Origin of the sequence: Paenibacillus sp. EKM211P (assembly GCF_011066175.1) — a bacterium.
Taxonomy (GTDB): Bacteria; Bacillota; Bacilli; order Paenibacillales; family Paenibacillaceae; genus Paenibacillus; species Paenibacillus polymyxa.
Map to the genome: position 1 here is coordinate 128829 of NZ_JAAMNS010000016.1, position 21404 is coordinate 150232.

Consider the following 21404-nt stretch of genomic DNA (forward strand, 5'->3'; position numbering starts at 1 on the left):
TAGAATAACACTTGTATGATAATGAGAATCACTATCATTTTATGAAGGCATATATCTAAGGAGGACGTATATTGTGCAACAAAAGAACAGATTAAAAAGAGGAATTATGCTTGGTTTTGCCGTTTTTTTGATGGTTGTATTGGCTGCATGCGGAAACACAGCAAGTAGTAACCAGACCAATGAAAAGGGTGGAACGGATACTCTTAACGGGCAATCCAAATCAGTTGCCATGCGCGAATATATTGATGCCACTGGCAAAAAGATCAGTATCCCTGCGAATCCACAGCGGGTTGTCACGACACAATATTTGGATGCGATGCTGGCTTTAGGTGTTAAACCAGTAGGGGCTGCTTCTCATGTGTTAGAAGGCGACTATTTGAAAGGAAAGATTGACGGGATTGCTGATATTGGGAACCCAACGAATGTGGAAAAGGTACTAGAGCTACAACCTGATCTGATTATAGCAACAGAAGATACCTCGCCAGAAGCGAGGGAGCAGCTGGAGAAGATTGCTCCAACCGTAGCCGTTTCTTTTGGAGATGGAGATGTATTTAAGCAGCTGCGGGATGTCGCAGCCGTACTGGGTAAGGACAAGGAAGCCGATCAGTGGATTGCTAGTTTTGACAAAAAGGCTGAAGAAGGTCGAAAAAAGCTGACTGGAAAATTCAAGAAAGATGAAACGATTACCATTTATATGACCTACGGTAAGGACGTGCTGAGAGTGTACGGGGCGCGAAATGTAGGACATGTCATCTACCGTTCACTGGAATTGAATCCTCCAGAGTACATACGTCAGAAGCTCGCAAAGGACCCGAAGTATAACTTTGTATACGATAGCATTTCGATGGAAAAACTGCCTGAACTGTCAGGAGATCGTATTATGATGCTGGTTTACGATGAAGCGACTAAGGACGGAATGTTGAAGGAAATTGAACAAAGTGCGCTGTGGAGAAATCTCCCAGCTGTCAAAAACCACAAAGTGTATTTCATCAAGGCCGATCCTTGGTTTACCTACTCACCACTGGCTATTGATCAATCACTGGATGAGGCCGTTAACATGTTTTCCGTCGAACCTAAATAATCAGCTCATTTAAATAGGAAGGGAGAAGTCATATGCTAAGACGATTTTTTGAATATTACCGTCCCTACCGGACTTTGTTTATCATTGATTTTACTTGCGCCATACTAGCTGCACTGCTGGAGTTAGCTTTTCCGCTTGCAGTCAATCGGGTAGTTGATGATTTGCTACCCAGTGGAAATTGGAAATGGATTTTATTTGCCTGTTTATCTTTGCTTGGGATTTATGTCGTAAGCGCCGGATTGAATTATGTCGTTACCTATTGGGGACACAAGCTGGGGATTAACATTGAGTCAGATATGCGTAAAAAGCTGTTTGATCGAGTACAAAAGCAATCCTTTCGCTTTTTTGACAATAACAAAACAGGCCATCTGGTCTCCCGTATGACCAACGATCTGATGGATATTGGAGAGATTGCCCACCACGGACCTGAAGATTTGTTCATTGCACTGATGACTCTGGGCGGGGCTTTCGGTATCATGCTTAGTATTAACTGGAAGCTGGCTGTGCTGACATTCATTATTGTTCCACTGATGATCTACCTGTCTTTGTATTTTAGTCGCAAAATGAATGCTGCATTCCATCGTATGTTTTCTGATATTGCGGATTACAACGCCCGGATTGAAAATAACGTTAGCGGTATCCGTGTTGTTCAAGCGTTTTCCAACGAAGCACATGAAATGGATCGTTTTGCTGAGAATAATGGACGGTTTCGTAAAACAAAGCTGATCGCATATCGCATTATGGCGTGGAATTCTTCAATTAGCTTTATTCTGATGAAACTGGTCTCTTTGTTTGTGCTTGTATGTGGAACATGGTTTGTTATTAAGGGGCAGATGTCCTATGGGGAATTTATCGCATTTGTAATGCTGTCCAATGTATTCCTCGCACCCATCAAACAAATTAACTCTGTCATTGAAACGTATCCCAAAGGAATTGCCGGCTTCCGACGTTACTTGGATTTGCTGGAAAGTGAATCTGACGTAGAGGATCTTCCAGGTGCGAAGACCGTTAAGCATCTCAACGGAGATATTGAATTTGAAGGTGTAACGTTTGGCTATGAAAACAAAGACAAGGTACTGCGCAAAGTGGACCTTGCTATTCATGCGGGAGAAACTGTAGCTCTTGTGGGTCCTTCAGGAGCAGGCAAAACGACACTTTGCAGCTTGCTGCCACGCTTCTATGATGTCGAGGAAGGCAGCATTAAGATTGATGGCATGGATATCCGTGAAATGAAACTGGATTCGCTGCGGTCCATGATTGGAATCGTACAGCAGGATGTATTCCTTTTTGATGGAACGATTCGTGAAAATATCGCTTACGGCAAACTTGATGCTTCAGAAGACGAAATCTGGGATGCTGCCCGTCGAGCCCAGATTGAAGGACTTGTTCGATCCTATCCAGAGGGGCTGGATACGATGATCGGTGAGCGAGGCGTAAAGCTGTCCGGTGGTCAAAAGCAACGTTTATCCATTGCCCGGATGTTTCTGAAAAATCCGCCAATTCTCATTTTGGATGAAGCGACATCGGCATTGGATACAGAGACAGAAGCTGCAATTCAGCAAGCCCTGACAGAGCTATCTCAAGGTCGCACGACACTCGTGATCGCCCATCGTCTGGCAACGATCAAAAATGCTGACCGTATTATTGTAGTTGCAGATCAGGGGATTGCCGAGCAAGGAAAACATGAAGAATTAATGGCTGTAAAAGGTGCATATAGCCGCCTGCACCAAGCTCAGTATGGAACGTAAGAGTCAATTGCGACTTCGTAAATAGAGAGAGGAATGAATGAGTTTGACAAAGAAAATGTGGATTGTGACGATGCTTTTGTCAGTCATTGTCATTCTTAGCGCCTGTAGTGGAAAGGTAAATCAGCCAGACGAAAAGCAAAATCAAGCTTCTGGTGAATCAAAGTCAGCTGCAACGAAAACAGTTAAGACGATTCATGGAGATATTCAGATTCCGATTCATCCTCAGCGGATTGTAGTAGATATGTACCAGAATGATTTATTAGCATTAGGAATTAAACCTGTGGGAAGTGTTAAATATTATCTGGATAATCCGTTTTCGAAGGATCTTGTACAAGGCATTGCAAGCATTGGAGACCGCGGTAGTGTATCCATTGAAAAAGTATTGGCTCTACAGCCGGATATGATTCTGATTGGTTCCAAGGATGCTTCTGAATATGAAAAATATAGTAAAATTGCTCCGACGATAGTCATCCCTTATGGAACATACAAGAATGTGCATGAGGAACTGACAGCTTTTGGTGAGCTGCTGGGAAAAGAACAGGAAGCCAAAACATGGCTTGCCCAATACGACCAGCGATTGCAAGCTGCACGTGACAAATTAAAGGGAATTGTTCAACCCGGGGATACTTTCACAGTAATGGAAGCCACAGATAAAGAATACTATGTATACGGTGATAATTTTGGCAGAGGAGGACAGGCGGTTTATAGAGGATTGAATTTGACACCTTCACCACTTGTCCAAAAAGAACTATTAGGCGAGACTCAATGGAAGTCAATTTCCAAGGAAGTTATTAATCAATATGCTGGCTCTTACATTTTTCTGACGGTTAACAAGGATTTGAGCGGTTATGAAGGAGACAGCATATGGAAATCACTAAGTGCAGTCCGGAATGGGAAGGTTTTTGAGCTTCAGGAGGATCGATACTGGTACTTCGATCCTATTGCTATTATGGGGCAAGCTGAAGAATTGGCAGATATGATCGTCCAGCGGAATAAAGAAAACGTCTCACAGAAGTAATGGTTTCGGTAATGTTGGCAGCCCTTTGGTATTTTTGCCGGAGGGCTTTGTTTTTTCACAAAATAGCAGGGCATTAGAGAATCGTCGAAATTTTGCTATTGAAGCCGTTGCCACATTAATTTACAATAGTAAAGATTGCATGATAATAATTCTCATTATCAAACATCATCTCCACTACAGGTTTTCGTGATACCTACATACTATTCAACAGTAAGGGTGAACCATAGTTATGAAATTATCAGAATCTTCGGATAGTCCTGCTCAAAGTAATCACAATCAGCCGCCGACTCAATTTCACTCGCGGCCATGGGCGGCTTCGCTTATCCTGACAGCCGGATTAGCACTGTTAGCGTTCGGTATCGCTCTGTCCTTATCATTTGGTGCAGCCTCAATCAGACTGGAGGAGGTCTGGAACGCCGTCTTTCATTTTAATCCAGAGCTGCAAAACCATCAAATTATATGGGAAATCCGACTACCTCGGATTCTGGGTGGTGTGTTAATCGGAGTTTGTTTTGCCGTAGCAGGAGCCATTATGCAGGGGATGACCCGCAATCCGCTTGCGGACTCTGGCTTGCTTGGGCTGAATTCGGGCGCCAGCTTGACGATGGCGATTTGCTTTGCTCTTTTTCCAGGTACTTCCTTTTTGCAGTTAATGCTGTATTCTTTTGTAGGTGCAGCCTTGGCGGTTGTGATGGTCTATGGTACAAGCGCTATTTCCAAATCAGGTATTACGCCAGTTCGTCTTGTATTGGCAGGTGCAGCTGTCACGGCGTTGCTGTCTGCCTTAGGAGATACGATCAGTTTATATTTTAATGTTGGACAGGATTTGGCCTTTTGGTATGCTGGAGGACTTAGTGGGACCAAGTGGGTTCAGCTAGGCATTGTTGTTCCATGGGTTGTGGCAGCTTTTATCGGTGCTCTCATGTTATCACGCTCCATTACGTTACTTAGCCTAGGAGACGAAATTGCATTGAGTCTTGGTCAGCGAACTGGGATGGTAAAGGTCGCCGGTATGATTCTCGTATTGATCCTGGCGGGTGCCGCGGTATCGTTGGTTGGTTCTATAGGGTTCGTAGGGTTGATTATTCCCCACATCACGCGCAAACTGGTTGGGGTCGATTATCGCTGGATTATTCCTTGTTCGGCTATTATGGGAGCTTTACTTATCGTTTTTGCCGATCTGGCGGCCCGTATGATTAACGCACCTGAGGAAACACCAGTGGGCGTACTTATTGCCTTAATTGGTGTTCCATTCTTCCTTTATCTGGCACGTAAAGAAAGGAGGGCACTGTAAGATGAGTAACGTTACGAATGGCGCTATTGCCAAAGCAAGTCACCGTAAAAAAATCCATGATTGGGTCATTGTTATCATTTTGCTTGTATTGCTCATTACTGCATTCACCATAAGTGCGAATACAGGAACGATTCGGCTTTCGCCAATGGAGCTTTTTAGAACCTTGTTCGGACAAGGGACTCCACAGCAGGAATTAATTCTGTTTGAATTCCGGTTGCCGCGAATGGTTATTTCCATTCTGATAGGCGCAGGTTTGGCTGTTTCCGGTTGCATCATGCAGGGGGTATCGCGTAACAGCCTAGCGGACCCTGGTATTCTGGGGATTAATGCAGGTGCCGGGCTGATGGTTATGCTGTTTGTACTGCTTTTCCCATCGATGCAAACGATGAATTCATTATTTTTACTTCCTGCTCTTGCACTCATTGGATCGGGAGCGGCTGCTATTCTGATTTATGCTCTTTCTTACAAAAAAGGCGAAGGTATTTCTCCGACAAGGCTATTGCTGAGCGGAATTGGGGTAGCGGCGGGTATCAGTGCTGCCATGATCATTATGACTCTTAAGTTGACACCTGAAAGCTACACGTTTGTAGCTAATTGGTTAGCAGGAAGCATATGGGGTTCAAATTGGAAATTCGTAATGGCTCTGCTGCCTTGGCTAATTGTATTGCTTCCTTTCGCATACTATAAAGCAAATGTTATGAATGTGCTTAATTTGGGGGATCAGACGGCATCCGGGTTAGGTACACCTATCGAAAAGGAACGTATTCTTCTCCTCGCGGCTGCGGTCGGACTGGCTAGTTCAAGTGTGTCGGTTAGTGGCGGAATCGGTTTTGTCGGTTTGGTAGCTCCACATTTGGCAAGAAAGCTGGTGGGTCCGAAGCATAAAATGCTGCTTGTAACGTGTGCTTTAGTCGGAGCACTCCTGGTACTTGTAGCGGATACGATCACACGAGCCTTACCTTTACAGAAAGAAATTCCGACAGGATTAATTGTTGCCATCATAGGTGCGCCATACTTCTTATATCTGCTGAGTCGCTCAAAAGGATAAAAAATAAAAAATAACCTTCAACACCACTAAGGAAGTGGAACTGAAGGTTATTTTTTATTTCTTGTAGCAGCCTTTCATCTCAACGGGAAGTATTCAAGGCATGAGAGGTTTGATGTAACTCTCTGATCATTTTATGCAACGTGTAATTTTCCTGCCGTGTCACGCCGTGTTGATTTTCCTGAACCAGCAACTGATGGATGTTTCGTTTTAAAATCTCACTTCGACGTTCCAGCATTTCGGTACTCATAAATAAATGAACACTCCCTTTGTCATGAATAAATCTACATTTTAGAAATAAGCATAGACTGAATATAAGGTTGCCTTTCGACTTCTTTAAGTATATCGTGCTGGATGATCAAGGGAAAACGGAACGAGACAGCAAAATACTTATCCTCATCATCCATACCGTGTCGACAGCTACTCACCCCATGAGTTCTTAGATATACTTCCTTATGCTGGCGATAACAGGAGATTAGGGACATTAGCTTCATGTTTATGCAATCACTTATCAGTTTGCTGGAAGCTAGGGAGAGGAGCAACGAGAACAGCAAAGGTTATTCAATGCAATCATTGGTTTATTCCATATCAGCGATCTCAGGTGACCAAACTTTGCAGCCCTAATGTCGGAGTCGTTACAACTACCTAATGAAAAGAAAAGAATAAGAGGCTATAACATTTATCATTATTTGTATTGTGGATATACCGGCTGAACGGCTACCTGTTCAGGATCATGACCGAAGAACAACAGATTCGGTTTGATCTCCTGTACAATCTGCTGAACACGCGCGATTGACTGGCGTGCCTGTTCACGGTCAAAACCGTCAAACGGCACGTCGTTTGCGTAATTCTCCTGTGTGTAGGCAACATCAATCGTCAGCATGACCGCACCCGATTCCTTTGTTGTGACCAGCGCGGACTGATGACCCGGCGAATGACCCGGAGTATAGAGCAGTTGCAAGCCCGGAACCAGCTCATGGTCCCCTTGGAGCAGTCGGTAATTCAAGTTTGTCTGCACGCATTCCGGCGGCGCATACTCTAGATTACCGATCGCAGCGTCTGCTTCGGTCTGCTGCACATAAATCGGTGTATTCGGAAAATGCGGATTGCCTCCGGCATGATCCATATGCATATGGGAGATAACGATGGCATGAATATCGTCTGGTTGATAGCCGATCCAATCCAGTACTGCCACGATACTATCATTGGCTGTCATACGGGGGATGAAGCGTCTTTCAAACGGTGTACTTTTAAAATAATCCGGGTTGTCGATAAACGAATCTGGCATACCGGTATCAATGAGAATCGGACCGTGATCTGTCTCCAGCAGATACGACCAGATTTGCAGACGCACCAGTTCACCGGGCTGTGCATGATGGTTAAGTGAGGAGCGATCAATATCAAGCTGACCGACCGGCAACCAGTGCAATTTGTTAATCATACAATCATCCTCCAGTATTAGTTTACATAATAATTATTATGTAGTTTATAAACAGGATTACAGCTGGCAGAAAGTGATGCTTGTATTTCATTGTAAGATGGGGTGATGGAGCCTCATGCTTTCGCTGTAATCCCGTACTTTCAAAAATTAATTTCTAATAGTTTAAATGATAAGGCATGTAGGCGTCCAGCAGGAATCTGCCGTCACAAAGGCCAATACGTGCTGATGTATAAGCGGATGAGCAAAAAAGGGTAAGTACATAGACTGGACAAGAGAGACACGCTTTATTTATACTTAAAAAGGGCTCAAAAAACTGCGTATAATATAAATTATACGCAGTTTAGATTTAAAACGACTTTTAGATGCTCTCCTGCATAAGATGTCGATTGGATTGTCGATAAAAATCAGACGAAAATGATCGTTTTACAGCATTTTTTGGATTTTGAACTGAATGGAGGCAAGCACGATGAAAAAAGAATTGCGTCATATGGATCTGGATACTATAGACGAAATTGATGAAGTGTATAATGAGGAGCTGGAAGCATTTTTGATCTGGATGAAGGATGCCGGATATACGATACATACGCAAAAGAATTACACAGGGGATGTAAAACAGTTTTTACGTACATTGCGTGATAAACCACTCGACCAGGTGAAAAAGATTCATGTGATGTCATATTTATCTAAAGCGCGGGAGGGAGGCGCCGGAGATAGTACGCGGAACCGGAAGCATGCTGCGGTGAATAGTTTTTTTAGAGCGCTACAGGAATTTGAATTATGCAGCACCAATCCGGCAGCGGGAATTAAAAAAGCAAAGACTGAAAAGAATCGTATGCCCGTTTATCTGGATGAGAAGGACATTCAGCCGTTTTTGCTTGCGGTGGAAGGGAAATATGCAAATCGTAATATGGCTATTTTTCTGCTCATGGTCTACATGGGATTGCGGGTGGGGGAGGTCCATTCTTTGAATGTCTCGGATTACAGCCGAGAAAGACGCACATTAGATGTGTTCGGTAAAGGGCGTAAGTGGCGCACCCTGCCAGTACCAACGGCTGTATGTGATTTTATAGAGCAAGCGTTGGAGGAAAGATTGACGCCGTGGAGAGGTAAAGAAGACGCGATGTTCGTATCCCAAAAAGGCCGACGTCTGGCAGTGCGTTCTATTCAACAGATTGCTACAGAAACGTTTGAACGATTCCAGCAAGAAAAGGGTATAGAACGTCGGGAGGCTTATTCCAGCCATAAGCTGCGACATACATTTGCGACGATGCTATTACGTAAAGGAGCAGACCTACGTACCGTACAGGAGCTATTAGGGCACTCATCCATCCAAACGACAACGGTATATACTCATGTTACAGATCGAGAAAAAGAAAAAGCGATGGATAAGCTGGATATTCAGATCCCAATAACGGGATTGTAAGTATGTTCCACGAGTGTATTGTATAATGAAATAAATTGAGTTTACATAAATTTTATTATGTAAACCAATTAAAAGAATTAAAACTTGAATTGTAAATTGTAACCATGATTTTACGTTCTTATTTAATAGCCAGTATCCTATGCTCTTGACAAAGGTAATATTTTGCTACAAGATTAGTGAGATCACTTTATAAATATGGTTTATGAAGTGATCTCACTAATCTTGTAAACAAAGGAGCACTGTATGGAAAAAGCCAATACAAATTTAATTAAAGAAATAAACTTGAATCTGGTTCGCAAAGTATTGAAGCAGGTTAGCAAGGCCACAAAGCCCCAACTGGCCGCATTGACTGATTTAAGCGTGGTGACTATCAACACTCTTATGCAGGAATTGCTTAATAATGGAGAAATTTTTGAAGATGAAATCGTTCCTTCAAATGGTGGTAGACATGCGTTAACCTATCGTTTTAATTATGAGTATAGTCTGGCACTGATTATACACATTAATGAAAAACAAGGAATGGATGTAGTATCGACCACGGTAGTTAATTTAAACGAGGACGTCCTCATGAAAGAAGAACATCCCTTCCAAATTTTTGATTCTAAACAATTTTATTCCATAATTCAAGATATCATTTCTCTTTATCCCTCCATTAAAGTTATTGGTATTGGAATCCCGGGACAATCTGTAGATGGAGAGATTACAGTCAGCAGTCATGAAAGGTTGAATGGAATTCGTCTGGCAGAGGATGTGCAGAGCCAATTTGGTTTGCCAGTTATTGTGGAGAATGATGTAAATGCGGCTGTATGTGGATACGTTTACAGAGAACAGATCGATGAAGATCAATGTGTGCTGGCTGTCTATTTTCCTGAAAATTCACCACCGGGGATGGGAATTTATTTGCGTAATGGGGTTTTAAAGGGCAAGCATGGATTGGCTGGTGAAATCAAATTCCTTCCGTCTATAGTTTGGGATGAAAGCAAGGGAAGAGAAGTTTTTTTCAATAGTGTATGTGAAATTATTCAAATATTACAGTCTGTATTCGATCCTAATCAAATTGTGGTCTATAGAGAGAATATAGAAGAAGAGGCTTTCTATCATTTTTTGGAAGCCTACAAAACTAAGCATGAGATGCCTTTGTATCCTGACATTGTTCTCTCAGATTTATTTTATGAAGATTTTAAAACAGGGTTGAGAGGGTTAACTCTAAAAGAATTAGAACGTCCTATTATTGTCTTTAAATAATGACATCATCGTATTGAGCAGAGGAGGAGAGGAATGTTGGCAACCTGGTTTCTGATTATTATTTATCTAGCGTTTATTAGCTTGGGAATCCCGGATTCCCTGTTTGGGGCAGCATGGCCTGTGATGTGGCCGGAACTTGGGGCAGCTTTTGGGTCAGCTGGAATAGTATCCATGGTCGTTGCAGGCGGAACCATTGTATCAAGTCTTGCTAGCGGAAGTATCATTGAAAAAATAGGCACAGGTAAGATTACTCTAATGAGCTGCTTTTTGACTGCAGGAGCGTTACTTGGAGTTTCTTTTGCGCCTTCATTATTTTGGCTTGTACTATTAGCAATCCCTCTTGGACTTGGCGGGGGAGCTGTTGATGCAGCACTCAATCAGTATGTGGCTACTCATTATAAGGCACATCATATGAGTTGGCTGCATTGCTTTTGGGGAGTTGGAGCTACCATGGGGCCGATAATTATGTCTTTCTACATTTCGAACTACAATTCATGGAGAAGTGGTTACACAGCCGTATCCATGATTCAGTGGGGCCTTGTTATTATTTTGCTCATTACACTGCCATTATGGAAACGTGTTACCGCGATACAAAATCCCATTATTTCTGAATCCCCATCAGACTACTCACAGATGGATGACAATATCGTAAAAGTTGAGAACATACCCAAACAAAATCCAATTCGAATGAAAGGAGTTAAGAACACGCTCATTGCTTTTTTGTTTTATTGTGGTGTGGAAGCCACGGTGGGCTTATGGGGAGCCAGCTATTTGGTAAGCGCAAGGAACATCACAGCCGACACTGCTGCTGGTTGGATATCTTTATACTATGGTGGAATCACGGTTGGCAGGCTTATTACGGGGTTTGTAACTATAAAAATAAATAATGGTATGCTAATCCGAATTGGCCAACTTACTGCTGTTGCAGGAGGACTCATTTTGTTGCTTCCTTTGCCTGTTGCCTTTTTATTACCCGGTTTTATTCTTATTGGTTTAGGGCTTGCGCCGATTTACCCTGGACTTCTTCATGAAACACCAACACGGTTTGTAAGGAAAATTCCGCTAAACTCATGGGGTATCAAATGGCAGTTGCTTATACAGGAACGACTTTGCTCCCGCCCATTTTTGGGATTATAGCTTCACAGGTAAGTATTCATTTTTTTCCAGTTGCAGTCGTTGTGTTCCTTCTTTTTATGCTGCTCAGTTCAGAACAAGTGAATCGGATACTGAAGAAGAAAATTTTGAAGAGTTAAGACAAATTACAACTTGACCTGAAACGCGTTTCATCGGCTAAAGTAAATATATAACCTAAAAGAGAAAGGAGAGTACCCTATGATCTCACTCATTTTATTATGTTTAGTTATATGGGGGGGAACGTATTGTTGTTTAGTGTTATCAAGAGATCCTATAGAAGTAAAGCCTTACCGCTCCATCGATGATTTTTTCGAGTAGCTTTGTATCCACTTAATAAAGGTGCTTTTTTTACTCACTTTATTAATATGTTTAATTAAGTGATTTATGAAGTGAATCGAATCTGTTTCGAGCCCATTACATTGGATAGGTTTTGCTAAAGGTCGAGATACGAATACAAGGGAGTGGGACAATGTGGGGATTGAAAATGTCTTAGGTTAATAGAGACTTTGATATTGATCCCTGGAAAGAACATAAAAAACCGTAAGTATGAACTGACCGGTAGGAAACTCTAACAATTAAGGGAGGCTTATTTATGTTTAAACTGGTAGTAAGTGATTTGGATGGTACTTTTCTGAACAATAGTGGTACTTTTGATGTTGAATATTTAATCAGGTGTACGGAGAGATGAAAGAAAATAATATCGCCTTTGTTGCTTGTACAGGTAAGCAATGTGAAAGAGTAGAAGAGTTGTTTGATGAGCACGGAAAAGGAATCTGGATTTTGGGAGACAGTGCTACTCGTATTAAAAGGGATGGAGTTGTTGTAAAAGAGTTTACAATTGAACGTAATTTGGCATTACAAGCGATCAGTCAAATTGAAGCTTTCGCTAAGGATTTTATTATCATCGCATGTACAACTGAAGCAGCCTATGTCCACTCTCAAATTCAAGAGGAATATTACAAGATTGTGAAGGGCTCCTACAAGGAAGTGCTGAAGATTGATTCGTTTGATCAAATAAATAGCAACTTTCTTAAAATAACTGTTTACGATCCATCAGGGAGAAGTTCCATTTTAAGAAAACATGTTGAAAAAACGCTGCTAGACCAAATTTATATTGTAGATTCTGAAGCAAATTGGCTGGATATTACAGCCCTTCATACCCATAAAGGGGAGACGGTAAGGAAACTCCAAGAGATATTGGGTGTTACTATGGACGAAACCATGTCTTTTGGAGATGGTGAAAATGACGTGGAGCTTATGAGTATTGCCAAATACAGTTTTGCTGTAAAAAATGCTTGTGAGAATACTAAAAATGCAGCAAGTTTTATCACCAAATCCAATGAAGAGAACGGTGTGTTATTAACGATAAAGAAAATGATGGATTTACAAAAGCATTAATATTAATTATCGTTATTAAGAGATACACTCCAGATTTCACACTACCCAATGAGAGGACTATAAGCAGCATGAAAAATAAAATACTGGTTTTTGATATTGGTGGATCTTTTATTAAATTCAGTTTATATTTTCAAGATAAATTTATGACGAAAGGTAAAGTTGCTACACCATTAGATTCACTAGAGAATCTGCTTATAGTCTTGAAGCAAATTCATAATCAGTTTATAGATGAATGTGAAGGAGTAGCCGTCAGCATGCCAGGTATTGTGGACTCGGTCACTGGTCATATGGTGCATGGTGGTTCGTTAAGGTATATAAACGATATCAATATGATCGAAGTTTTCAAGAAAGCGTTTCATTTGCCTGTAGCTATTGAAAATGATGGGAAGTGTGCAGCTCTTGGAGAAGTATGGCGCGGCTCACTACAGGGGATCGCTGATGGTGTTGTTTTGGTAGTTGGAACAGGAATGGGCGGTGGAATCATCTCTCAAGGAAAATTGCTGAAAGGTCATCATTTATCGGCTGGGGAATTCTCCTTCATCAGAACTAACAATGAGCATGCAGACAATGTTGATTATCTGCTTGGTATGCAAGGGAGTAGTTCTGTTTTAGCTAAAACTGTTGCCAAGGCTAAAGGACTTCCTGAAGATGCTATAACAGGTGAAAGAGTATTCAAGCTTATTGAAGAAGGTGATCACACGGTACAAAAGATTTTTCAAGAATACTGTAGGAACATCGCAACACAAATTATTAATTTACAAACAATTCTTGACCCTCAAAAGTTTGTGATCGGGGGAGGCATATCTGCCAATCCTTTGCTGGTTGCTACCATTAAAGAAGAATTAGAGAAACTTTACCTGCATTCGATCTTAAATTTTGTGCGTGCAGAAATTGAACAAAGTAAATTAGGCAATGAAGCGAATTTGCTAGGTGCTATATACAACTACATGCAGTCACACCATCTTGAGGTATAAGATAAAATAAAAGTAAAAGAGCGTGCCTTGAACTTAAGACACGCCTTTTTGCTTTTTTAAGTTTACATAATATATATTATGTTTATTTGTTTGATACGTATAACATTTCAAAGCAACTTATTTTTCATTTTCCGGAGGAGATTCAATTATCAGCCCCTGAACATGCTTGCGCGTTAGAAGCTTCCGTTTTTTGCGGTTTTCCTTTGTTTCTAAAACAATATCCAAATCATAGTCGTCAGGATACAATTCTGTTGCAGCGATGTGAAGAGTGAGCCTCTTTTTATTTATGATCAGCTTTTGTCCTTGAATCAAAATTCCAACATTGCCTCGTTCATCCTCGGTTTTGTAAACAATACCGGTTCGATCTAGGTAGCTGGCATAAACACTATCTCCAAGAGCAAATGGCTTGGTTATGAGCGGGTGCTCTTGTTTTCCCTGTTTTGCGACTGTGCGGTCTGTAGATGCTTTTTTAGAGGCAGGTTTAAATACATCGTCAGACTTTTTATCATCAAAAGAAGGGGGAATAACCAAAAACTCCTGTGCATCCTGAGACGTTCTTCCAGCAGAAATGGCCTCAGAACGCTCGATAATGCGAGTCCACATGCCTAGCTTCAAAGCAATTGCGTATGCGTAGCTTTCCCCGGCCTCGCCAATGCGAAGTCGGTACAAGGGTTGCAACGTTTCGGTATCAAACTCCATACGAGCATTTTGGAACCCCGGTGTGTTTTCAGCAAAATGCTTGATTTCGCTAAAGTGCGTGGTAGCCACTACTGTCGCACGGCGACGATGAAATTCTTCCAGCAACGCGATAGATAGGCCTACGCCTTCTCCCGGATCAGTACCAGAGGCCATTTCGTCGATCAGGATCAGAGTAGAGCTGCCTGCCGTTTCCAAAATGCCAATCATATTGCGAATATGAGCAGAAAAGGTGCTCAAAGCATGTTCAATGCTTTGGCCATCCCCGATGTCTACCACAATGTCCTCGAATACAGCCATTCGGCTACCTTGCAAAACAGGTACCAGCAGGCCGGATTGCACCATGAGTGTTAACAAACCTACGCTTTTGAGAGCCATCGTTTTTCCGCCTGTATTTGGCCCGGTAATAATAAGTGAAGAATAACCTTCACCAATTGAGAAATCAAGCGGCACCATAGTATGGGCCATCAATGGGTGACGTGCACCATAGATATCTATTATCCCATCATCGTTAAGCTCGACAGAGACAGCATCCAGAGTCATAGCGTATTTGGCTTTAGCTAATAAAAAATCCAGTATGCCTACCGTCTCTGTATTAATGCTTAGTTCACGGTTGTATGACTCAGCCATTGCGGTCAGGTCTCCTAGCACTTTCATTTCCTCTTTTGATTCTTCTGCCATATTTGCGCTCTGTTCGAATTGCAGATTTATGATCTCGGCAGGTTCCACATAGACGGTCTGACCGCTACCTGACTCATCCAGTACATTGCCTTTCACCTGTTTGCGGAATTCTTTTTTGATCGGAAGGACGTAACGGCCATTGCGCTGACTGATCATATTTTCCTGCATGATGGATCGGTGACGGCTGATAAGAGAATCTAGTTTCCTCTTGATACGTTCTTCAGTAACTGCAATTTTTTTGCGAATTTTAGCTAGTTCTTTACTGGCATTATCCGTTACTCGACCCGAATAAATGCATCTCTCGATTTCGGATAGGAGTGACTCCATGCCATACATGGAAGAGGCATAAGCACTGACGGTTGGAGCTGAATCCGCCTTGGCATGCATATATTTCATCAGCTGCATGCAGCTTCTGATGAATTGGGCCAAATGAGAAAAATCACGCTCGCTGAACATATAGCCAGTTCCCAAGAGGTGCAGAATGTGCTCCATTCCTTCCAATGAAGGAACAGGTACGCTAGCTCCGTGGCGAATGAGCTGTAAAGCTTCGCTCGTTTCGTTAAGACGAATTTTGATTGTACGGATATCTGTAATTGGCTGCATGGAAGCGGCATGCTGCTTACCTAGGTATGAAAAAGCACATTCAGACACTCTTGTTTTAATCTGATCATATTCCAAACGCAACATTGTAGTTTCATTCATGGATAAATCTCTCCTTTAGTTGTGTATTGACAGGATTTTTTTAAAACCTTTCTGAAAAACAAAAAAAGGGCGGAGAATGAACAAAACGTTCATTCTCCGCCCTTTAAGGGAGAGGGAGTGTATCATCAAATAAGCCTATAATCCAGCATGTGCTCTCATCAATTCTGCGTTTTAATCCACAGGCCAACCAACATATCAGTTCATTGGCTTATGAATAGAAAAACGTGTAAAAGGAGTTCACAAAAGTTGGAAACAAAAAAACCGTGCTGAACACAGCACGGAATAAGGCCTAGATGAAAATAATCCCTAAGGCGATTTATGATATCCGCATGTTCTTAACTAATACCAGGGTAAAAACTCAGCAAGAAACAAACCTGTCCCTAAAGGGTACAAGCGCCTGATGGTCTTCCCTGAATATGCAATTGCTTAGTTAAGAACGTTCACCGACATTAAAATCTCTCCCTTAATTGAAGATCTATCCATAATATACGATCAGACAGGTAATGAAGTCAAGGGCGACTTCTTCAATTCGATGTAAAAGTGACCATGAGGATAAGGGGTTTATGTAATATATATTATGTAAACCGATTACTCAATGAATGATTACCATCTTTTAATTGAGAATGATAATCATTATAATTGTAATGGTGAATGAAACTCGTATGTACTGCGAATCCAGCTATAAGAAGGAAGTGATGACAAGATGAAGACACAAACTTCACCGTCTACTTTTAATGAATATTTTAATCAGATAATCGATTCCAACTTAATGATTCATGAAAATAGCTCCACTCCAGCAGGAATACAGCACGAACATTTTTATCAGATACCCGAAAAGTGGGGAGACGGAATACATCGAACACATTTTTTACGCAATGGCCTTGAGCTATCACAAAGCAAAATGTTATTTCATGAGCCAGTCCAGATATCAAGAAGAATTGATAAGCCTTATCTGGAGTTGGCACTAAACATCGATTATTCCGCCACTTGGTCTGTGAATGATTTTCGTTCAGATCATGAGCACGGGGGACATGTACAGCTCGTCTACATGAATGATGTGAAGATTCACGCAGAGATAGCAGCTAGTAATGTGATGAATCATCTAGAGCTGCGTTTTAATCCATTGCTATGGCGAGAGTTACTACAGGAACTGGGTATTCGTTTGGAGCAGTCTTTTGCTTGCATGGAAGCGTTGATTACTCCTGATATGCGGGCTATTGCTCAGGAATTGTCGTCTCATTCTTATGAGGGCATAACCCGTCAGCTTTTCTTGGAGAGCAAGACGCTGGAATTGATGGCTCTGTTTTTGCAAGAAATACGCACTTCTCCACCTAAACTTTCTATGACAATTAAACCCACTGATGTGCAATGTATTCACGAGGCGCGAGACATTTTACTCCGTACACTGGTGCAGCCACCCAGTCTGATTCGGTTGTCACAGATGGTACATATTAATGAGCAAAAACTGAAAAATGGCTTTAAAGAGCTATTCGGCACAACAGTATTTGGCTTTGTGCGCCAGCAGAGACTGGAAAAAGCCAAGCAACTGCTAGAACAGGAGCAGATTTCAGTCAGTGAAGCGTCAGCGATGGTCGGCTATAGTAACTTTAGTCATTTTGCCGCACTATTCCGTAAAACATATGGCTACAATCCAAGTGCCTACCGAAAAAATAAGAATTTATGCTCCTTATAAAACCTTCATCTTTATAAAACTCTCCTTCCAGTGGTGATGTTTCTCCCGGAATTGGCGGTAGGAAGCAGAATGTGGGCCTACAATAGACACAGGCTCAAGCATTCTGCAACTGCCGTATTTGGAAAGGAGAAATGATTCATGCAACCAAAAACGGGCATTGCCCGATTACTTCAAATCGCTGGGGAAAAACGTGGATTACTTGCTGTTTCCGCTTTATTTTCCGGTTTAAGTGCCATTTTCATGTTGGTGCCTTATGCTTCAGTTTATTTTGTACTCAAGGAGCTACTTGAGCACGCTGCACAACCTACAACAGCAGACGGGCCATTGATGATTCAATGGGGACTGATTGCTTTAGCAGGTTTATTAGCCAGCCTTATTACAATGTACATCGGCGGGCTTATCTCACATATTGCGGCTTTCCGTATTTTATACGGCTTACGCGTCAAGCTGTCTGCGCACATCGGTAAGCTCCCCTTAGGATGGCTTAATGGCACTTCCACGGGGGCTGTCAAAAAGACTTTGGAGCAAAATGTGGAAAAAGTAGAGACGTTTGTCGCTCACCAATTACCGGATCTGGTGCAGGTTATCGTGACAGCAGTAGTGATGATTGTCACCATGTTTAGCTTGAATATATGGTTGGCGTTTGCTTGTATCGTGCCGATTCTGCTTGCTTTCACCGTTCAAATGAGGCTGATCGGTGGCTCCAAAACACAGGATAACATCAAGGAATATTACAACTCACTGGAACGTCTAAACGGATCGGCTGTGCAGTATGTCCGTGGTATACCCGCAATCAAGGTGTTTGGACAGACGGTGCATTCGTTTCGTAAGTTTTATTCCGATATGGTGCATTATCGTGAATATTGCATGAGATTCACTGACCAATTTGAAACTGGTTTTCTCGTCTTTAAGGTAATCATTGGCTCATTCGCTGCTTTTGTACTTCCTGTCGGTGTATACCTGTTGAGTGGTAACCCGCAGAATGTTGCATTTGCCTCGGTGTTACTATTTTTTCTGGTAATGGCCCCCGGGGTGTCAGCACCCATGTTTAAAATTATGCATCTCATGTCTTCAATGCGTGATATTAATGAAGGCGTTGATCGGATTGACCGTATTTTTAAAGAACCTGCAATACAAGAGCCAGCACATCCGCAAAAGCCGACTACTTATGATGTGCAGTTCGAGCAAGTTTCCTTTTCCTATGGAAACACAGAAGAGGTTAACAAGCATGAGGACGGAGATGACAATCCATCGACCTATGTGCTGTCTAATATCACTTTTACGGCAAGACAAGGGAAAATGACCGCTTTAGTCGGCCCGTCTGGTTCCGGTAAATCGACGATCGCCAATTTGGTGCCGCGTTTTTGGGATGTACAGGAAGGTGCAGTCCGCATTGGTGGGGCCGATATCCGCCTGATGAGCACATCTAACCTGATGGATACGGTTGCTTTTGTATTTCAGGAAACTTTTTTGTTTTATGACTCCGTATTTAACAATATTGCCGTAGGTGATGCGAAGGCTTCTATGGAGCAGGTTATAGCGGCTGCAAAGGCAGCACAGTGTCATGAGTTCATTTGTAAGCTGCCGAACGGCTATGATACGCTCATCGGAGCTGGAGGGGTATACCTATCGGGCGGAGAAGAGCAGCGACTTGCGGTAGCACGTGCCATTCTCAAAAATGCACCTATTCTCGTATTGGATGAAGCTACGGCATTTGCTGATCCTGAAAATGAATATGAAATGCAGCTGGCATTAAAAGAACTAATGAAAAACAAGACGGTTATTGTTATTGCACACCGTTTGTCTACTATTCAGCATGCGGATCAGATTCTGGTGCTTCAGGAAGGACGTATTGCTGAACGGGGTCAGCACAGTGAGTTGCTGGAAGTAAACGGCCTGTATGCCCACTTATGGCAGGCCTACACGGATGTCGGACAATGGCAGATTGGGGCACGGGAAGAGGAGGCGGCTCAATGATGAGAATGTTGCAAAGTATCACGGCTGGAAATCCAAGGGTACTGTTAAAACCGGTATTATACACAACCTTAGCCAATATCGCAGGGTTGGTTCCTTTTGCCTTGCTGGTAGGGGCGGCCCGTCTGATTTTCGAGCCTTTCATCCATCCGGGAGCTTCGCTCCAATCTGCTGGCTTATGGTGGATTAGTGGAGGTCTGCTCCTGTCGCTACTTCTGCTGTTTCTGTGTGAGATTCCGGCTTATCGTTCCCAATACCGTGGAGCCTATGATGCCTCGGTAACCGGGAGGTCGCGTCTAGCTGAGCATTTGCGTAGACTATCTCTGGGATTTCTGAACAAACGCGATCCCGGTGACCTAGCCAATATGATGATGGGTGATTTTACAATGGTGGAACATGGGATTTCCCATTTGGTGCCGCAGATGATCGGGGCGGTGACGATGCCGCTTTTGGCATTAATTGGATTATCCTTTTTAGATTGGCGGATGGCGCTGGCATTGTTTGCTGCTTTTCCGGTGGCCATTTTGTTGGTATTGCTTACTTCCCGTATCCAGCGGCGGCTGGGGGCCAATCATATGCGTGCCAAAATCAATGCTGCGAATCGTCTACAGGAGTATTTAAATGGTATTCGGGTGATTAAAGCCTACCAGCTAACTGGTGAGCGTTTTGTCCGGCTGGAGCTTGCGTTTAGAGAACTGATGCGGCACAGCATCCGTATTGAAGGGTTGTTAGGACCGATTGTATTGGCTGCTATTGCTTTCATGCGGTCTGGCTTGACGTGGATGGTTATGATCGGTGTATATCTACTGCTGGCGGGTCAGATGGATGTTATTGTGTTTGTTTCTTTTCTGATTGTAGGAACACGTATTTATGATCCCCTAACCACTGCACTTGTAAACTTCGCTGAATTTAGATACCACGAGCAGGCAGGTGAACGTATCGTCCAATTGCTGAACGAGCCAGTGATGCCGGGTGACCAGTTGCCTTCGGAGAGACACGATATTGAACTAAGAAACGTAAGTTTTGGATATGGTGATCAGCCAGTATTGCGGAATGTGAGTATGTCTATGCCGTTTCGTTCTTTCACAGCACTAGTAGGACCCTCCGGCAGCGGAAAAAGTACGGTATTGCGGATGATTGCCCGCTTTTACGACCCGGATCAGGGCAGCGTGCTATTAGGTGGAAACAACATACAACAGATGAATACGGAAGCGCTATTGCGCAAGATATCTATGGTGTTCCAGGATGTATATCTGTTTCAAGATACCATTGCGAACAATATTCGATTTGGCAAAAGCGATGCTACACAGGAAGAAATCGAAGCTGCTGCTCGCCAAGCTTGTTGCCATGATTTTATATCCAGGCTACCCAAGGGATATGATACCCGGGTAGGTGAGGGAGGCAGTACGTTATCGGGCGGCGAGAAACAGAGGATATCCATTGCCCGCGCTATACTTAAAAATTCGCCGATTGTTTTGCTAGATGAAGCTACGTCTTCGCTGGACCCTGAGAATGAAAGGGATATTCAGCAGGCTATTAATCGTCTTGTACAAGGTCGAACAGTTATTGCGATTGCTCATCGGCTCAAAACGATTCGAAACGCAGACCGTATTGTAGTGTTGGACAAAGGAAGGGTCGTGGAGCAGGGAAGACATGATGAACTGTTGGATAACAACGGCCTATATGCACGATTGTGGAACAGACAGCATGAGGTAAGAGAGTAATAGTCTGTATGAACTCAGGATACAAACATTAAGAAACCGCCCCGGGAGATGTCATAGGGACTGACCCCATAACGTGAGACAAATCAAAACACTTTCGAGAGAATCAAGCCATGTCGTAAGATATGGAGATAAC

At 42.7% G+C, this 21404-nt stretch carries 15 protein-coding genes and 1 pseudogene; 13 read left to right on the plus strand and 3 right to left on the minus strand.

What is annotated here, in order from left to right:
• Positions 1 to 73 precede the first annotated feature (73 nt).
• The 5 genes from G9G57_RS20530 (at position 74) to G9G57_RS20550 (ending at position 6189) form a co-directional block, all read left to right on the plus strand.
• Positions 74 to 1081: an ABC transporter substrate-binding protein gene (locus tag G9G57_RS20530; RefSeq protein WP_164965485.1), complete on the plus strand. Its 1008-nt coding sequence runs from the start codon at positions 74 to 76 to the stop codon at positions 1079 to 1081.
• Between the two features lie 32 nt (positions 1082 to 1113).
• The gene (locus G9G57_RS20535; RefSeq protein ID WP_164965486.1) at positions 1114 to 2829 is read left to right on the plus strand and encodes an ABC transporter ATP-binding protein; all 1716 of its coding nucleotides are present in this window, start codon (positions 1114 to 1116) and stop codon (positions 2827 to 2829) included.
• 37 nt (positions 2830 to 2866) lie between these two features.
• A complete protein-coding gene (locus G9G57_RS20540) occupies positions 2867 to 3847 on the plus strand; it encodes an ABC transporter substrate-binding protein (protein WP_102998012.1) in 981 nt (326 codons plus the stop codon).
• Between the two features lie 229 nt (positions 3848 to 4076).
• Complete coding sequence (locus G9G57_RS20545) at positions 4077 to 5141, plus strand: FecCD family ABC transporter permease (protein WP_016820753.1); 1065 nt, start codon at positions 4077 to 4079, stop codon at positions 5139 to 5141.
• Between the two features lies 1 nt (position 5142).
• Complete coding sequence (locus G9G57_RS20550) at positions 5143 to 6189, plus strand: FecCD family ABC transporter permease (protein WP_164965487.1); 1047 nt, start codon at positions 5143 to 5145, stop codon at positions 6187 to 6189.
• A gap of 79 nt (positions 6190 to 6268) precedes the next feature.
• On the opposite strand, the gene G9G57_RS20555 is transcribed toward G9G57_RS20550, so the two are convergent.
• Together G9G57_RS20555 and aiiA are read right to left on the minus strand one after the other, a co-directional pair.
• On the minus strand, positions 6269 to 6436 hold the full coding sequence (locus tag G9G57_RS20555; protein ID WP_007432475.1) for a hypothetical protein: 168 nt from the start codon (positions 6434 to 6436) through the stop codon (positions 6269 to 6271).
• A 435-nt stretch (positions 6437 to 6871) separates the two neighbouring features.
• Complete coding sequence (gene aiiA, locus G9G57_RS20560) at positions 6872 to 7627, minus strand: quorum-quenching N-acyl homoserine lactonase AiiA (RefSeq protein WP_164965488.1); 756 nt, start codon at positions 7625 to 7627, stop codon at positions 6872 to 6874.
• Positions 7628 to 8093: 466 nt separating this feature from the next.
• Here aiiA and G9G57_RS20565 point away from each other — a divergent pair, with 466 nt between their 5' ends.
• From G9G57_RS20565 to G9G57_RS20585, 5 genes and pseudogenes are all read left to right on the plus strand, one after another.
• Positions 8094 to 9050 carry a tyrosine-type recombinase/integrase gene (locus G9G57_RS20565; RefSeq protein ID WP_045244518.1) on the plus strand — a complete coding sequence of 319 codons (957 nt, stop codon included), beginning with the start codon at positions 8094 to 8096 and terminating at the stop codon, positions 9048 to 9050.
• A gap of 243 nt (positions 9051 to 9293) precedes the next feature.
• A complete protein-coding gene (locus G9G57_RS20570; protein WP_113050370.1) occupies positions 9294 to 10295 on the plus strand; it encodes an ROK family protein in 1002 nt (333 codons plus the stop codon).
• Between the two features lie 36 nt (positions 10296 to 10331).
• Complete coding sequence (locus G9G57_RS20575) at positions 10332 to 11432, plus strand: MFS transporter (RefSeq protein ID WP_373888224.1); 1101 nt, start codon at positions 10332 to 10334, stop codon at positions 11430 to 11432.
• A 589-nt stretch (positions 11433 to 12021) separates the two neighbouring features.
• Positions 12022 to 12827 (plus strand): annotated as a pseudogene (locus G9G57_RS20580) (HAD-IIB family hydrolase).
• 68 nt (positions 12828 to 12895) lie between these two features.
• Complete coding sequence (locus G9G57_RS20585) at positions 12896 to 13801, plus strand: ROK family protein (protein WP_113050372.1); 906 nt, start codon at positions 12896 to 12898, stop codon at positions 13799 to 13801.
• A gap of 117 nt (positions 13802 to 13918) precedes the next feature.
• On the opposite strand, the gene G9G57_RS20590 is transcribed toward G9G57_RS20585, so the two are convergent.
• Positions 13919 to 15880: an endonuclease MutS2 gene (locus G9G57_RS20590; protein WP_016820761.1), complete on the minus strand. Its 1962-nt coding sequence runs from the start codon at positions 15878 to 15880 to the stop codon at positions 13919 to 13921.
• Positions 15881 to 16583: 703 nt separating this feature from the next.
• Between G9G57_RS20590 and G9G57_RS20595 the strand changes: the two genes are divergently transcribed.
• The 3 genes from G9G57_RS20595 to G9G57_RS20605 all read left to right on the plus strand — a co-directional run bounded on the left by G9G57_RS20595 (position 16584) and on the right by G9G57_RS20605 (position 21271).
• A complete protein-coding gene (locus tag G9G57_RS20595; RefSeq protein ID WP_164965489.1) occupies positions 16584 to 17573 on the plus strand; it encodes a helix-turn-helix transcriptional regulator in 990 nt (329 codons plus the stop codon).
• A 138-nt stretch (positions 17574 to 17711) separates the two neighbouring features.
• Positions 17712 to 19550, plus strand: coding sequence for an ABC transporter ATP-binding protein (locus G9G57_RS20600; protein ID WP_164965490.1), 1839 nt, complete (start codon positions 17712 to 17714; stop codon positions 19548 to 19550).
• Complete coding sequence (locus G9G57_RS20605; protein WP_025364985.1) at positions 19550 to 21271, plus strand: ABC transporter ATP-binding protein; 1722 nt, start codon at positions 19550 to 19552, stop codon at positions 21269 to 21271. The genes G9G57_RS20600 and G9G57_RS20605 overlap by 1 nt, the downstream gene beginning before the upstream one ends.
• Positions 21272 to 21404: the final 133 nt, after the last annotated feature.